This window comes from Candidatus Poriferisodalis sp., assembly GCF_965237655.1.
GTDB lineage: Bacteria > Actinomycetota > Acidimicrobiia > Acidimicrobiales > Poriferisodalaceae > Poriferisodalis.
Window position 1 is genome coordinate 229,741 of record NZ_CBDEGB010000002.1, and the last position, 15,018, is coordinate 244,758.

At 66.6% G+C, this 15,018-nt stretch carries 13 protein-coding genes; 5 read left to right on the top strand and 8 right to left on the bottom strand.

The window, feature by feature from the left end:
* Positions 1 to 14 precede the first annotated feature (14 nt).
* Entirely contained in the window at positions 15 to 2,408 is a 2,394-nt protein-coding gene (locus ACPXYO_RS09040; RefSeq protein ID WP_423919231.1) for a xanthine dehydrogenase family protein molybdopterin-binding subunit, read from the top strand.
* A gap of 26 nt (positions 2,409 to 2,434) precedes the next feature.
* On the opposite strand, the gene ACPXYO_RS09045 is transcribed toward ACPXYO_RS09040, so the two are convergent.
* The 4 genes from ACPXYO_RS09045 to ACPXYO_RS09060 form a co-directional block, all read right to left on the bottom strand.
* A complete protein-coding gene (locus tag ACPXYO_RS09045; RefSeq protein WP_423919234.1) occupies positions 2,435 to 2,797 on the bottom strand; it encodes a hypothetical protein in 363 nt (120 codons plus the stop codon).
* A gap of 298 nt (positions 2,798 to 3,095) precedes the next feature.
* The gene (locus ACPXYO_RS09050) at positions 3,096 to 4,430 is read right to left on the bottom strand and encodes an IS1380 family transposase (protein WP_423919236.1); all 1,335 of its coding nucleotides are present in this window, start codon (positions 4,428 to 4,430) and stop codon (positions 3,096 to 3,098) included.
* Between the two features lie 157 nt (positions 4,431 to 4,587).
* On the bottom strand, positions 4,588 to 5,259 hold the full coding sequence (locus ACPXYO_RS09055; RefSeq protein ID WP_423919239.1) for an IS30 family transposase: 672 nt from the start codon (positions 5,257 to 5,259) through the stop codon (positions 4,588 to 4,590).
* The gene (locus ACPXYO_RS09060; RefSeq protein ID WP_423919241.1) at positions 5,237 to 5,569 is read right to left on the bottom strand and encodes a helix-turn-helix domain-containing protein; all 333 of its coding nucleotides are present in this window, start codon (positions 5,567 to 5,569) and stop codon (positions 5,237 to 5,239) included. Before ACPXYO_RS09060 ends, ACPXYO_RS09055 begins: the two co-directional genes overlap by 23 nt.
* A gap of 441 nt (positions 5,570 to 6,010) precedes the next feature.
* Between ACPXYO_RS09060 and ACPXYO_RS09065 the strand changes: the two genes are divergently transcribed.
* Entirely contained in the window at positions 6,011 to 6,754 is a 744-nt protein-coding gene (locus ACPXYO_RS09065; RefSeq protein WP_423919244.1) for an RCC1 domain-containing protein, read from the top strand.
* Positions 6,755 to 6,805: 51 nt separating this feature from the next.
* Here ACPXYO_RS09065 and ACPXYO_RS09070 read toward each other — a convergent pair whose 3' ends face one another.
* Genes ACPXYO_RS09070 through ACPXYO_RS09085 form a run of 4 tightly spaced genes read right to left on the bottom strand, consistent with a single transcriptional unit; the run spans position 6,806 to position 12,221 of the window.
* Positions 6,806 to 9,646, bottom strand: a complete 2,841-nt coding sequence (locus ACPXYO_RS09070; RefSeq protein WP_423919247.1) for an ABC transporter permease subunit — start codon at positions 9,644 to 9,646, stop codon at positions 6,806 to 6,808.
* A 58-nt stretch (positions 9,647 to 9,704) separates the two neighbouring features.
* Complete coding sequence (locus tag ACPXYO_RS09075; protein ID WP_423919250.1) at positions 9,705 to 11,102, bottom strand: ABC transporter substrate-binding protein; 1,398 nt, start codon at positions 11,100 to 11,102, stop codon at positions 9,705 to 9,707.
* Between the two features lie 13 nt (positions 11,103 to 11,115).
* Complete coding sequence (locus tag ACPXYO_RS09080; RefSeq protein ID WP_423919253.1) at positions 11,116 to 11,880, bottom strand: ABC transporter ATP-binding protein; 765 nt, start codon at positions 11,878 to 11,880, stop codon at positions 11,116 to 11,118.
* 38 nt (positions 11,881 to 11,918) lie between these two features.
* Complete coding sequence (locus ACPXYO_RS09085; RefSeq protein WP_423919255.1) at positions 11,919 to 12,221, bottom strand: hypothetical protein; 303 nt, start codon at positions 12,219 to 12,221, stop codon at positions 11,919 to 11,921.
* Between ACPXYO_RS09085 and ACPXYO_RS09090 the strand changes: the two genes are divergently transcribed.
* The 3 genes from ACPXYO_RS09090 (at position 12,105) to ACPXYO_RS09100 (ending at position 15,004) form a co-directional block, all read left to right on the top strand.
* Positions 12,105 to 12,761 (top strand): RNA polymerase sigma factor, encoded by a 657-nt coding sequence (locus tag ACPXYO_RS09090; protein ID WP_423919258.1) that lies wholly within the window; start codon positions 12,105 to 12,107, stop codon positions 12,759 to 12,761. The two genes, ACPXYO_RS09085 and ACPXYO_RS09090, sit on opposite strands and share 117 nt — an antisense overlap.
* Positions 12,758 to 13,720: a hypothetical protein gene (locus ACPXYO_RS09095; protein ID WP_423919260.1), complete on the top strand. Its 963-nt coding sequence runs from the start codon at positions 12,758 to 12,760 to the stop codon at positions 13,718 to 13,720. The genes ACPXYO_RS09090 and ACPXYO_RS09095 overlap by 4 nt, the downstream gene beginning before the upstream one ends.
* A 132-nt stretch (positions 13,721 to 13,852) precedes the next feature.
* Positions 13,853 to 15,004 carry a serine hydrolase domain-containing protein gene (locus ACPXYO_RS09100; RefSeq protein ID WP_423919262.1) on the top strand — a complete coding sequence of 384 codons (1,152 nt, stop codon included), beginning with the start codon at positions 13,853 to 13,855 and terminating at the stop codon, positions 15,002 to 15,004.
* Positions 15,005 to 15,018 lie beyond the last annotated feature (14 nt).

The window sequence follows — 15,018 nt, forward strand, 5'->3', positions numbered from 1 at the left end:
GGGGAGAAAACAGCGTGGCAGACGAGCCGTTCCGACTGGACGAGACAACGCCGACTGAGGGCGGCCCGTTCGGCCAGTCGATCCCGCGGCGAGAGGATCCGCGACTGCTGCGGGGCCGGGGCCGCTATATCGCGAACGTCCGCTACGACGGACAGCTCGCGGTCGCGTTCGTGCGCAGCCCGGTCGCACACGCCCGCATCGTGAGCATCGACACCTCCGCGGCACTCGACGCCCCCGGCGTGGTCGACATCGCGACCGGTTCCGACCCGGACTTTGCCCCCATGGCGCTGGTGGCCGAGTCAGCGCTGCGGACCCACGTCGCCACGCCCCAGCCGGTGCTGGCGGCGCAGAAGGTCCGCTATCAGGGAGAGGCGGTAGCCGCCGTCGTTGCCACGAGCTCAGCGTTGGCGGCCGACGCCGCAGAACTGGTGGACGTCACCTACGCCGAGCTGACCTGCCACGTCGACGCGGTCGCTGCAGCCGTCGATCCGGCCGATCCGGTGCACGACCTCGCTCCCGACAATCTCATCGTCACGAGGCTGTTCGACGCCGGCGAAGTCGACCGGGCACTCGCCGACGCGCACATGGTGATCGAGCGGGAGTACCGCACGAACCGCCACGGCGGGACACCGATGGAAGGCCGCGGCGCGGTGGCGCGCTGGAGCAGCGATCGGACCAAGCTGACGCTGCACGCGACCTCGCAGGTCCCGCACCTTCACCGCAACGGCATCGCGAAGGTGCTGGGTGTGCCCGACAGCGCGGTGCAGTTGCTGGTCGGCGACGTAGGCGGTGGCTTCGGCATCAAGGCGGTGCTGTATCCCGAAGATCTGGCGATTGCACAGCTGGCGCGACGGCTGGGACGCCCAGTCGGCTGGATCGAGACACGCTCGGAACATCTGCTGACCGCCCTGCACGCCCGGGACCACCACTACACGGTGCGGGCCGGCTTTGATCCTGACGGGGCGCTCATTGCCGTCGACGCGGTGCTGCACGCCAACGTGGGTGCATATAGCGCGCCGCCGTGGACCGCAGGGGTCGAGCCGCTCATGGCGGGCGGGCTCCTGACCGGGCCCTACAAGCTCGGCCATTACCGCTGCAACGTGCTGGGTGTCGCGACCAACACGACGCCGACGGGTCCCTATCGAGGTGTGGCGCGGCCCGCCACGGTCTTCGTCATGGAACGCCTGCTCGACGACGCTGCCGCGGCGCTGGGCCTCGACCCGCTCGACATCCGCCGCAAGAACCTGGTGGCACCCGACGACCTGCCCTATGTCGCACCCACCCGGCTGGTGCACGACTCGCGCACCTACCTCGACTGTCTCGAAGGAGTCGTCGAGCGTGTGGGTTACGACGAGTTCCGCGCTCTGCAGCGGGCGTCTACGGCACCAGGCGGCGACGGCCGGCTGCTCGGCATCGGTTTCGCTTGCTACAACGAGCTGACCGGTCTGGGCCAGAAGGCATCCGCGGGGCCACGGCTGCCGTTCCGCACCGGCCACGAGTCGGCCAGCGTGCGCATCGACCCCACCGGTGCGGTCACCGCTGCGATGGGTGTGACCTCCCAAGGCCAAGGTCTCGAGACCACGATGGCCCAGGTGGTGGCAGCCGAATTGGGCATCGACGTCGACGACGTGTCCGTAGAGATGGGTGATACCGATCGGATCTCCTTCGGGCTGGGAGCATTCGCCAGCCGCCAGGGAGTCATCGGCTCGGGGGCCGCGACCCTGGCGGCCCGCACCGTGCGAGCCAAGATGCTCACCATCGCCGCGCACCTGCTCGAAGCCGAGCCGGAGTGGTTGACCATTGACGACGGCCTGATCCACACAGCCGATGCGCCGGCGGTCGGCGTGACGGTGGCCGAGGTGGCTCGCGTCGCCTACTTCGAGCCGCAGCGCCTGCCACCCGGCACCGAGCCTGGCCTCGAAGCTTCCCGCTTCTACGACCCGATCACCGGCACCTTCGCCGCGGGCGCCCAGGCCGCCATCGTCGAGGTGGATCCCGACACCGGCGAAGTGGAAGTGCGCCGGATCGTGTGCGTGGAGGACACCGGGCGGACGATCAACCCGATGATCGTGAACGGCCAGGTCCAAGGTGCCATCGTCCAGGGCGTGGGCGGGGCGCTGTACGAGCACTTTGTGTACGACGGCAACGGGCAGCTGCTGTCGGGCACGTTCATGGACTATCTGGCGATCTCAGCAGATCGTGTGCCGCCGATCGAGCTCGGCCACATCGCCGATCCCGCCCACAACCTCAACGGCATCCGCGGCGTGGGCGAGGGCGGCACGCTCGGCCCGTACGCAGCGATCGCCAACGCCGTGTGCGACGCGCTCGCCCCCTACGGCATCACCATCGACGACTTGCCGCTCAGCCCAGCCCGCGTCCACGCCGCGCTGGCTGCCGCACGCCAGTAGCCGCTACGCGTGCTCCTCGCTGCGGCTCAGGCGTGGGTGCCTGAGCCGAGGTAGGCATCCACCACTGCTTCGTTGACCCGGATCTCCGCCGGCGTGCCTTCCGCGATGATCCGGCCGAATTCGAGCACGTAGATGTAGTCGCAGACTTCCAGGACGAGGCCCATGTCGTGGTCGATCAACAGGATCGACACGCCGCCCGACGCCACGTCGGTCAGCCGGCGGCCCAGCGCCCTGCTCTCGGTGTTGGTCAGGCCGGCGGCAGGCTCATCGGCGAGCACAACGCGGGGCCCCGGAGCCAGCGCCCGTGCGACACCGACAAGCTTCTGACGGCCGAGCGGCAGGTTCTGGGGCCGCGCCTCGGCGTCACCGACCCCTCGAACGTCCTCCAAGAGGTGACGCTCGCAGCCTTCGCAGATCCTCAGCCGCTCAATTCCCCGAGTCTGCTAATACATTCATATCTTCATGCAGCTAACCCTGATTATTCACGAGAACTGTGGTGATTGTCTTTTGGCGCTTTTTGCGGGCGGTTTCGTGGTGTCCGGTTGCTGTGTGTCGGGTTCGGGGATGCCGGGGTCGGGCGCGGTCTGCGGTTTTGGGTGTGACGGACCGGTCGTGGGCGGGTGTGGGCGTGGCGGGTCAGGGCCGCTTCGGCGGCTCGGGGGATGTTCAGGACTCGGCCTTGGGGGGTCAGCGGGGGTGGGCGACGGCGAGGAGTGCTCTGGCGCCGGGGTGCTGGTCGGGGAGGCGCAGCAGGACGCGTCTGCCGGTGTGGCACACGAGCGCGGGGAGGTGCCAGAGCTGCCAGCGGAGCCGTTTGGGGGCTGCTCGGCGCAGCTCGCCGGTGAGGCAGCAGGTTTGGAACCATCCCACGAGCGCGAGGCCGATCATGCACAGCGCGGCCCAGGTGCTGTTCGCGTGCCAGTCGGTGAACGGCATGCGCGAAAGGCCGCTGTGCTTGAGCCGGCACACAGCGTCTTCTATGTCGGCATGTGAGCGCATCAGCCGGTCCAGCCGCGCTGGGTCGCCGGTCTGGTCGGTGTAGAACCCCCAGTAGCGGAAATGGTCGCTGGGGAACAGGCTGCGCTGCGCTGCGGGGTGCAGCGGTTCGCGGCGCACCACCAGCCGTGTGCCCTGCGGCCAGCCCGACAGGTCCGCCAGGTCGGTGAGGTCCGCGACCTGAGCGCCGCGCCGTTTGCGTTGCTTGGGGTCTCGCTGGGCTGTGTGCCAGCGGCCCGGGTCGCCCAACGCGCTGCGGATCGCGGCTTCGACGGCTGGGGCGGAACGCGCCGACACGACGAAGCCGATGTTGCGCTTTGCCAGTCCCTCAGCGAGGGTCGCTGAGCAGCCCCCGGTGTCGATGCGCACCACCAGGGGGCGACCGACGAGGTCGGGGTCGTCGCCTTCGCGGTGCCCAGCCGCGTCGGCCTCAGGGAGCGTTTGAACTGCGGCGTCGAGCACTTCGAGATGATCCGCGATGTGGTTCGCGGCGGCGTTGCCCGGCCGCTGCTTGACCCACAGCGGCTCCCCGTCCGAGGTCGAGCAGATCATCGGATGGAACCCATAGCCGCCCTTGTAGTTCGGCGCGGCGCCCTGCTTGTTCTCCGAGTGGACCTCCACCAGCGTCGAGTCGATGTCGACCACCAGCGGCCTGCTGCGGCCACGATCGGCCCACAGCCGCTCGCGCACCACAGCCGCCGCCCCCAACAGCGCCTCGGGGCCGCCCGCGCCCAAGCCCCTGATCGTGCGATACAGCGTCGAGTCCGACGCCACGTCGCCGAACAGGCCCCGCTGGGCACGCAGATGCTCGATATCCGTGCACGCCTCACCGCCGCCCGCCAGCATCACCAGCGCATGAACCAGCACCCGGCCCCGGTCATGGGTCGGGGCGCGCTCGCCGCGCCGGGGCACCGCAGCCGACAGCGCCCCAGTCAGCCCCGCCCGGTCCGCGAAACCCCCCAAAGCGAACAGCCCGACGCCCCACACCACCCGCTCCCCGCCGCCGACCAGACGCGCGTTCGACACACTGCCAAGTTTCACCTCCGAGATGCCCCCCTGAACTGCCCAATGCGTTCTTAGAACACACGCATCGTCGCAGGTCAGAGAGGCCTTTCCGCGCACCCCAACAGCCCCGCCCGCCACACTCGTGAATAATCAGGGCTAATTGAACGCACGGCAAGCTCTACCGGTGGTTGCAAGTGAGTTGAGTGTAGATGTCGTGTGCTGATGCCCAGTTGTGGAGTCGGCGGGGCATGTGGTTGAGGTTGTCCTCGATGACTGAGAGCCGCAGCTGCGCGATGTCGAGGCTGGTGCCTTTGGGGAGCCATCGGCGCAGCAGCGCGTTGGTGTGCTCGTTGGTGGGTCGCTGCCACGGCGAGCGCGGCTCGCAGAAGAACACTTCGATGCCGAGCGCGGCTTCGATGTCGGCCCAGCGGGCCGTCTCGCGGCCTTGGTCCCAGGTGAGGGTGCGCACGAGCGCGGGGGGCTGGCGAGCGAGCGCCGCGGTGACCGCGGCGGCGACCTGGGGCGCGCTGTAGCCGTGGGGCAGCGCTGCGGTGACCGCGTGGCGGCTGGTGCGCTCCTCGACGTCGGCGGGCCGGTCGGCTATCAGCCGGTATTCCCCCAGCGGGCTGGGCTTTTGGGCCTGCGCGACGCTGCGCGGCCGACGGCGCCGGCAGCGCCGCGGCAGCTTCGCCCAGGTGCCCGCCGCCAGGCCGCTGCGCGGGTCGTTCGCGTAGCACGCCCGATAGATCGTCTCCGCGCACACGCTCATGCCCGCCTCGCGCAGGTCCGCCGCCGCTGCGTGCGGGGACCACCTCAGCTTCAGACGCTCATCGACCGCGTCGGCCAGCACCCGATCGTGCGCCAGCTTGGGCGTTCGCTCTCGTCGCGCCCTCGCGCGCCAGCTTGGGCGTTCGCTCTCGTCGCGCCCTCGCGCACGCCCACGCGTGCGCCGCGCGGGCGTCATAGGCCCCCCGCCCGCCGCAGCGGGCCAGCTCGCGATGCACCGTGGACCGATCACGGCCCAGCCGCTGCGCTACGTCCGCGACACTGCGGCCCGCCCCCAGCGACGACTCGATGAACACCCGCTCATCCAAACTCAGCCTCGCTGCCAAACTGGACACCTCCATCGGTCGGTTGCATGTGTTGGCAACGGTCATCATGACCGTTCACTTGCAACCACCGATGGAGTTCGCCGATCGTTGATCGGATACGCCGCTGGTGGTGTGACAATGGCTAGTGAATGTCCTAGTCCTAGGAGGGTGGTCGGAAATGGGTGTCAGGCTCAGACCGCAAGCCCCTGACCTACGGTTTCGCGTGCATCAAACCCCCGAAATGCGACTTTCCGACCAGCCTCCTAGGTCATGCGTATTGTTGCGCTCAATCGCCGGTTTCGGGTGCTGATGCGGTGGATGCTGAGCCTCTTGGTCGTAGGAGTCAGCTTGGCCGCGTGTCTGTCAGAGGAAGTTGAGACATCCACGCGTGTACCGGCCGATGGACGCGCGCTCACCGACCTCAGGGCGATCAGTGTTGGTGGGGGCAGAGCATGCGGACTGCGAAGCGATGGATCCGTGGGTTGCATTGGCTTCGGCGACGATCGGGTGATGTCGAGTCCTGATGGTGTGACATTTTCCAGTATTTCTGTCGGCAAGACACACACATGTGGCATTGATAGAGAGGCAACTGCTCATTGTTGGGGCAGCAATCGTCATAACCAATCGAAGCCGCCGCAGAATGAACGGTTCATCTCAGTCGCTGTTGGCGACACCCATACTTGCGGCCTTCGTGAGGATCGTAGCATTGTCTGTTGGGGCCAAGAATTCTCTGGAGTTGTTCCGGACTTGCCGCGTCACTTGAAATACAAGAGTGTTTCTGCTGGCGGTGAACATACATGTGCCGTGAGAGACAATGGGACTGGCGATTGTTGGGGTGTCCTTCATGCGGGCATCGGGGAGCCCGATCTCTCTCGTCAATATGTTCAGATGGCCGTCGGTGGAAAGCACGTTTGCGCCCTGCTGTCTGAGTCGAGCGCGGAGACAGGGAACGTGGTGTGCTGGGCTGCCAACAATTGGAATCAAGCGCGGCCTTCTGCGGGAACACAGCTCGTCGAGATCACCGCTGGTTCTACCTTTAGTTGCGGACTTCGCCCCGATCAGACTGCGGTCTGCTGGGGTGAGAATCGAACGGGGGGCTATCGGACGGCGGAAGGCGAGCGCCTGCCTGATCGGGTCAGCATCACGGCACCTGAGGGAATGCGTTTTAGCATGCTTGACGCTGGCAACTTCCACGCTTGCGGTCTCCGGGAAGATGGCACCATGCTCTGCTGGGGGTACATGGCCGAAATGTGACCATCGCATGACGCATAACTGGCAAGAGTCGTGGTCGATCACCGCGGTCGCTCAGGCATGGGCCCCTGAGCCGAGGTAGGCATCCACCACTGCTTCGTTGACCCGGATCTCCGCCGGCGTGCCTTCCGCGATGATCCGGCCGAATTCGAGCACGTAGATGTAGTCGCAGACTTCCAGGACGAGGCCCATGTCGTGGTCGATCAACAGGATCGACACGCCGCCCGACGCCACGTCGGTCAGCCGGCGGCCCAGCGCCCTGCTCTCGGTGTTGGTCAGGCCGGCGGCAGGCTCATCGGCGAGCACAACGCGGGGCCCCGGAGCCAGCGCCCGTGCGACACCGACAAGCTTCTGACGGCCGAGCGGCAGGTTCTGGGGCCGCGCCTCGGCGTCACCGACCAGACCCACAAGTTCCAGCGCCTCGTCCACCCGCGACTCGTCTGCAGGTCGCGTCGGCACCACCATGTCGGCTAGCACGGCACGGATCGACGACCGCTCGGCTGCGACCTGAACGTTCTCGCGCACCGACAGGTCGCCGAACAACTCGAGCGACTGCCACGTCCGCGTCAGACCAAGTCGCGCTCGCTGGTGCGGCGCTTGGTGGGCCAGTTCCTGCCCGCTGAAGGTGATACGCCCTTGCGAAGGGACAAAACCTGTCAGTGCGTCGACCAAGGTCGTCTTGCCAGCGCCGTTCGGCCCGATCAGCCCCACGATCTCGCCCTCACGGATACGCAGCGATGCCCCATCCACAGCCTTCAGACCGCTGAATCGAACCGTGAGGTCTTCGACGGTGAGCACCGTCGGTGCCGCATCGAAGCTCGACGGCCGCGCCGGCCGCTCGTCGTCTGCCACAACAGCGGGAGCGTCGACGAGGGTCGGGGCGGCGCCGGGGAGCTCAGCCGTGCTGCGGCCGCCTTCACGGACGGCCCTGACGGCACGCCTCGCGGAACGCATGGCCCTGAACTTCGCGAGGTTCTGGCGGTATGCACCGGCGACGCCTTCGGGGAAGAAGATCGCGGTCAGCACCAGTCCGATGCCAGCCAGGAACTGGTACCACCTCCCCAGCGATGCCGCACGGTCGGCCACGACGTAGCCGATGCCCAGGGGCGCAAAGATCCCGGCGATGATCGCCCCCGCAACACTGGTAATGCCGCACAGGTAGGCGAGCGCCAAGAAGCTCAGGCCGACCAGCACTGCGAAGCTCTCAGCAGACAGCTGGCCACGGCTGTAGCCGATGAACGCACCACCCACGCCGGCCAGGAACGAGGAAATCCCGAACGCCAGCAGCTTGGTCTTGGCAACGGAGATCCCGACCGAGGCGCCAGCGCGCTCGTTCGATCGCACTGCCAGGAATCGCCGTCCGGTGGCGCTGCGGGCAAGGTTTCCGACCACGACACTGCACACCGTCACCACGATGAGCACGAGGATCCCGAATTCCAAACGGGCGAAGTTTCGCCCCTCGCGCACACCCAGGTTGATTCCGAACAAGGACGGATCCGAAATGGGGTTTCCGAACAAACCGGTGATGGAGGGATTGCGGAAGACGAACTCCTCGAGCGCGACGGCACCCGACAAGGTGACCACGGCTAGCTGTGCACCCCGGATGCGAAGGGCTGGAATCCCGACCAGAACACCGAAGACCGTCGCCATGAGAGCCGCCAGCAGCGGCGAGATGGGAAACGGTATGCCCATCGAGTCGCCCAGCTTGCTGAGCGCGAAGCCTGAAGCCCCGGCGATGGCAGCTTGGGCCAGCGAGATCTGCCCGACCAGACCCGTCAGCACCACCAGCGACAGCATGACGATCGTCATGATCATGCTGGTGATGACGCCCAGCCGGTAACTGCCGTGGGTCACGACGGTCAACACGCCTGCCGCCAGCGCAACCAGCACGACCACTGACGGGCGCATCCGTGGCCGGACCACCTCCGGCAGGGGATCAGCCTCGACCGCACCTCGGGTCGGCAGCGAATGGCCCAAGCCGAACAGGGCGATCACGATGACCCCGAACGGCAGCGCATGGGACAGCCCGGTGATCGCCCAGTCCGGCCACCACGGGTTGGTGGTCTGGTACACGACGATCGACTGGAAGATGCCGAGGCCGAACGCGGCCGTCACCGTGATGGCGATGGACAACAACCGGCCGATGACCGCAGCGGCCAGCGCCGGCACGATGGCCAGCACGTAGGTCAAGGGATTCAAGGTCACAAGCGGCGACGTCAAGATGACGAGGAAGCCGACGACCGTGCTCGACAGCACCCAAGTCGAGCCGGCGAGGACCTGCGGCGAGTAGCGGGCGAGGCTGATGGCCCGCTCATTCTCGGTGGACGCCCTAGTGGCAAGGCCCAGGCGAGTGAACCGGAACCAGGCCCATGCCAACGCGGCAGTTACCAACACGACGGCGGTGAGCCACAGGCGGTCGCGTGAAAAGTTGATGCCGGCGAAGCTCACGGGCTCGTTCGGCAGGATCGGGCTGACGATGCGAGCCGAGCTCGTGAAGTGCATCACGATCAAGGCCTGGATCACCAACAACACGCCGACCGACGCCACGACTCGCGCCAGGATCGGGGCGCGTCGCAGTGGCCGGAACACGAGAAAATGCACCATCAGGCCGACGAGGCTGCACGACAGCACCGCAAGCACGATCGCTGCCGGGAACGGCACCGTGCCCGAGCTGCCACCCAGGCTGACCCGGTGTCGAACGACGACGACTGGCAGCACGAGGTCGCCTGTGCGGCTCAGCTCCTCGAAGACGTACGCCCCCCACATCCCCATCGCGCCGGTGGCGAAGTTGATGATGCCTGTGCCCCGGTATGTGATGACCACGCCCATCGACAACGCCGCGTAAATGCTGCCGAATCCCAGCCCGACGATTGCGAAGAGGAGGTACTGCTGCACTTCAGTCGGGCCGACCCCTCATGTCTGATTGCTCTGCGTGTCTCAGGGCGTCTCGCGTCTAGAGGCCGCTGTAGGAATAGGCGTCGAAGAATCCACCGCCGATCGGCACCCGACCCACCGTTCCGTCATCGCGTTCCTGGATCTGCCAGACCATGATCTCCGACGTGCAGTGCGAGGACTCCGCTGGCCATGGCGCTTGGCCGCAACGCAGGTTGGGACCGAACCAGCCGGGTGTCTCGCCTGCATTGTCAAAGGCCGCAATGACCGATTCGGCCGTGATCGGTCCTTCGATGGTCTCCAGGATGAACTCCAGTTCGCGCCACGCCGAGTACGGGGCCACAGCGAAGCCGTCGATCATGTTCGCGTAACCCGCGGCTGTCATGTCCTCCCTGAAGGCCTCGAGACGCTCCGCGATCTCGGGCGGTGCGAACTGTTGGATCGACGGAATCCACTGGTCGCCCTGGGTGTAGGTGCCCAGTGCGGCCGGGCCCAACAGGTTGATGTAGACGGTGCATGAGCCGGCGAAGATCGGCTTGTCGAAGCCGCTCGCGGCAGCTGATCCGACCATGCCGATACAGCCGAACTCGTCCAGCTGGCCCATGAGTCCTTCGACGCCCGCTGTCTGCGCCGCCGCGATTGCGGCGGTCCAGTCAGGTGCTGAGGAATCGACCACGATGCGCTCCATCTCGATCCCGTTGTGTTCGAGGACGGGCCCGATGATGTTGTCCAGGAAGTCCAAGCCGACGGGCGAGTCCTGGGTGATCACGCCGATGTGGTCGATGCCCAGATCCTTGAACGTCTTGGCCGGGCCCACGGCGTAGGCCCCGAATGCCGCGTGCAGCAGGAACGCGCCAGGACTGTTTCTCTCGGTGGGGCCCCACGAGTTTGACGAGACATAGGGGATGCCGGCGTCGAGCCACAGGTGGATCGCAGCCTCTGAGGCCAGCTCGACCCCCATGTAGGCCAAGACAATGTCTTCCTCAATGAGCTTCACGGCGCAGTTGATGGCACCTTCGGGCGTGCCGTCGGTGAGGCAGACGACCGGCTCGATCATCGCTCCGTGGATCCCGCCTGAAGCATTGATGACCCCGATCGCGACCTCGCCACCGACGCGCAGCTCCGGCAGGGAGATGGCACCTCCCTCGGTGTTGACGTAGCCGACCCGGATGACCTCGCCGGTGCGGTCGATGACGGGCGTGTCGTCAGCTATGTCATCGTCGCCGTCACCTGGCGCGTCGCCAGTTGCCGTGTCGTCAACGTCAGCCCCGTTATCGGTCGTGACGACGGTGTCCGTCGTGTCACCGGCATCGTCGGGTGCAGTGGTGGCCGCAGGTTGGTCAGCGTCACCGTCGCCGTAGCCGCCACATGCGGCGCCGGCGAGGCCGAAGGCGAAGAGCAGTGGGAGCAGTCGAGACAGTCGAGACAGTCGAGACAGTCGAGACAGTCGAGATGTCATGAGGTCCTCGACGCTACTCGTGGTCGAGTGTGCGCTCGCCGAGATAGCTGGCCTCGAGCACTTCGGGCCGTTGCGCCAATTCGTCGGCAGTGCCTGACAGCGCCAGCTCGCCATGATTGAGCACGTACGCCCGGTCGGTGATGGCCAGCGCAGCATGCACGTGCTGCTCCACGAGCAGCACCGCTGTGCCCGTCTCGTCGGCAATGCGTCGCACCGCCGGAATCAGCCGCTCCACAATGTTCGGGGCGAGGCCCAGGCTCATCTCGTCCACCATCAAGAGCTTCGGATCGGCGATGAGCTTGCAGCCCAGTGCCAGCATCTGCTGCTCGCCGCCTGAGAGCAGGCCTGTCCGGCGGTCCAGGAGTGGGTCCAGGGCAGGGAACCAGCCGATGATGTCGGCTTCGGTGACTTCGCTGCGACGGTGGCGGTGCAGGCGCAGGTTCTCCGCCACGCTGAGCTGGAAGAAGATACCGCGATCCTCGGGCAGCAACGCGGCGCCCCTGCGGGCCACCTGATGTGCGCTGGCACCGTCGAGAGGTATGCCGAGCACATCGATCTCGCCGTCGATGGGCTTCAAGACCCCTGCGATGGTCAACAGCGTGGTCGTCTTGCCGGCACCGTTGGGTCCCAGAAGCGCCACCACTTCGCCGGGATGGACGTGCAGGGACAGGTCACGCACGGCCGGCACGCCGCCCCAACCGGCAACCAGGTTCCGTACGTCCAGCGCCGGCGCCGTAGCGGCGCTGCCGTTCTGGGTCGGGGCTTCCCCTGGGTTCATGCGATCGGGCTCATGCGATCGGGCTCATGTGATCGGGCTCATGTGTGGACCTCGGAACCAAGGTAGGCGTCGATGACGGCCTCGTTCGCACGAATGTCGGATGGGGTGCCCTCGGTGATCTCGGATGGCGCAAACTCGGCCGATCCTGTGTCGCACCACGCTTGACTGTCGTTGGTGCCTGCAGCCTTGCGCTGCCATGGTGAAAGAGTCAGGCGAGCGCGGACATGACAGCCATGATGGCTGTTCGCATGCTGGGTGCCCACGACCACGACTGGTTCCGGGGCGTCTATTCCGAGACGTACCGGCCGTTGCTCGCGTACGCGCGTCGCCGGGTGGACCACGCAACCGCCGACGAGGTCGTCGCCGATACGTTCTTCACAGCGTGGCGCCGGCGCGACGACGTTCCCGACGGCTCCGAACGGCTGTGGCTGTTCGGTGTGGCCCGCAACATGATCCGCAACGCCGCACGCTCGAACTGGCGGCGCCAGGCAGCGCACGATCGGCTGCGCATAGCGAATCCTCCCGAGGCGATCGACAATGTCGCCGATGCAGCTGACGACCGTTCGACAATGCTGCGAACGGCATTGGGTTCCCTGTCCGAGGCCGATCGCGAAGTGCTCATGCTCGTGGCGTGGGAGGAACTCAGCCATGCCGAGATCGGACAGGTTCTGGGCATCTCGGCCAACGCCTCGGCGATCCGTGTCCACCGGGCTCGCAAACGGCTCGCGGCGCGCCTTGAGCACCTCGAGCATCTCGACCACTCAGAGGCGGGCGAATCGAACGCGAAAGAGCTGCGCCGACACGGACAGGCAGCAAGAGAACGGCCCGATGAGCATCAGCCAGAGCGGCCCGACGACGATTCGGCAAGGAAGGCGCAATGACCGGCACCGATATCCACGACGATCTGCTCGATGAGCTGCGCCGAGCCAACCCGGTCAACGTCGATTCGCTCGCATCGGCGACCGAACCGGATCCGGCGCGGACGCTGGAGAGAATCCTGGCGGACACCGGAGACGCACCACCGCCCGTTCGAGCGCTTCGCAGCGCGTCCCCATTCGGTCCACACGCTCATCCGCGGTGGATCAACGCCGCTGCTGCAGCCGTCGTGATCTCACTCGTAGCAGCGGCGACGATCGTCGCCTACGACACTGGCACCGGCCGCGACGCGACTGCTGCGGTGCACCAGGCCGTCGAGACCACGATCCAGGTGAGCGACTCAGCCACCTCGCAGACGACGGTCACGTTCGACTTCGACGACTTCGCTGAGCCATGGGAATTGACCATCGAGGCGACGTCTTCGGGCGGGAACTTCCAGTATCGGATGACACCTGGACCGGCGATGCCAGAAATGGGCATCCCACAGATGGACTCCTACACCGAGGTCATCGTCGACGGTCAGGCGTACCGCTCGGCTGCGGAGGGACCATGGGAGGGTCCGGTTCCGGTCGCATGGGAGCCAGATGCTCCGGGCCCCGGCGGACCTATCCAGTCCAACCTGACGTTCGGCGTCGCGATCGACGACCTCGGAGGTCTCTACGACTTCTCTGAAGTGGGCAACGAGGACCTCGACGGGATCGCAGTGGCGCACTACCGCACCCACACCACGCCTGCCGGCGCAGGGGCCGGCTTCCACATGTCGCTCGGCATGTTCATGATGATGACGAGCCAGGCGCCAGCCACCCAGCCAGACAGCATCCAGCTCGACGTCTGGGTCGACGGTGACGATCTCATCCGACGGGTGAGCTACAGCGCCACCATCGACGGCACCGGAACCTTCAGGGTCGCCACGGACTGGGCCGATTTCGGCGACGCCCCACCGATCACTGCGCCCACGAACTGAGCCCCGCCATCGTCACGTGCCGGCCGCCGCCGATTGAGCGCACACCCGGCTTGGGCGACCCCTGGTCTCGACTGCAATGATGAACCCCTGACGTGCTGGCCCAGCGGGCTGGCACCGCAAGGGGGGCAGTTCATGGAGATTCACGGGACGTGCAAAGAGGGCTTCGAGGCAGTTCGTGACGCCTTCGAGCAGAACTTCGCCGAAGATCTTGAAGTTGGTGCAGCAGCGGCGGTGACCGTTGACGGCGAGTCCGTCGTTGACATCTGGGCCGGTGACGCCGGCCCCAACGGCGAGCCGTGGGAGCGGGACACAATCGTCAACGTGTACTCCACCACCAAGACCATGGCGGCGACCTGCATGCTCGCCCTGGCAGATCGGGGCGAACTCGATTTCGACGCTCCCGTGTGCCAGTACTGGCCCGAATTTGCCCAGAACGGCAAAGAGGGTGTGCTGGTCCGCCACGTCATGTCGCACACCGCGGGGCTGCCCGGCTACGTACCACCGGTGACGGCTGCCGACCTGTACGACCTCGACGCCATTGCCGAGTGCCTCGCAGCCCAGGAACTCTGGTGGGAGCCGGGCACCAAGTCCGGCTATCACGCTGTCACCCAAGGCAACCTCGAAGGCGAGATCTTGTACCGCATCACCGGCGAGCGCATGGCTGACTGGTTCCGCGACGAGATCGCCGAGCCGCTGGGTGCTGACTTCCACATGAGCCTGCCCGCCTCTGAGGATCACCGGATGGGGGAGTTGCTTCCGCCAGAGGTCCTGTCTGAGGGACTGGAGATCAACGGGGTGAAGGTTGAGCTGGACTCGATCTGCGCACGCACGCTGATGAGCTGCCTGCTTGACGCCACCGAGCCTCGGACTCGGGAGTGGCGTGCTGCCGAGATCCCGGCCGCGGGTGGCATCGGCAATGCCCGCTCCATTGCACGGATCCACTCGATGCTGGCCTGCGGAGGCGAAGTTGACGGGGTTCGGATCATGTCCGAGGCGGGGGCGCGTAAGGGCCTCGAGGAGCAGATCGACAACGTCGACGACGTGCTGTACATGCGGTTGCGACACGGCATCGGCTTCGCCCGCGAGCTCGAAGGCTGGGTGAGCAGCCCGAACCCGAACCACATGTTCTGGGGCGGCTGGGGCGGCTCGGTCGCCGTCGTCGATTTCGACGTGCGGGCGTCGGTGTCCTATGTGATGAACAAGATGGACGCCGCCATCACCGGCGACCCCCGCGGCGGCCGCATCGTGGACTCGGCCTTCGCCAGCATCGCGGCCGCCGGCTGATCAGCCCAACGGCC

Excerpts from the sequence above, each read along its gene's own strand:
- ACPXYO_RS09100 (WP_423919262.1), top strand. The coding sequence starts at position 13,853 with ATGGAGATTCACGGGACGTGCAAAGAGGGCTTCGAGGCAGTTCGTGAC.
- ACPXYO_RS09075 (WP_423919250.1), bottom strand. The coding sequence starts at position 11,102 with ATGACATCTCGACTGTCTCGACTGTCTCGACTGTCTCGACTGTCTCGA.
- ACPXYO_RS09060 (WP_423919241.1), bottom strand. The coding sequence starts at position 5,569 with ATGATGACCGTTGCCAACACATGCAACCGACCGATGGAGGTGTCCAGT.
- ACPXYO_RS09065 (WP_423919244.1), top strand. The coding sequence starts at position 6,011 with ATGTCGAGTCCTGATGGTGTGACATTTTCCAGTATTTCTGTCGGCAAG.
- ACPXYO_RS09080 (WP_423919253.1), bottom strand. The coding sequence starts at position 11,880 with ATGAACCCAGGGGAAGCCCCGACCCAGAACGGCAGCGCCGCTACGGCG.
- ACPXYO_RS09090 (WP_423919258.1), top strand. The coding sequence starts at position 12,105 with ATGACAGCCATGATGGCTGTTCGCATGCTGGGTGCCCACGACCACGAC.
- ACPXYO_RS09095 (WP_423919260.1), top strand. The coding sequence starts at position 12,758 with ATGACCGGCACCGATATCCACGACGATCTGCTCGATGAGCTGCGCCGA.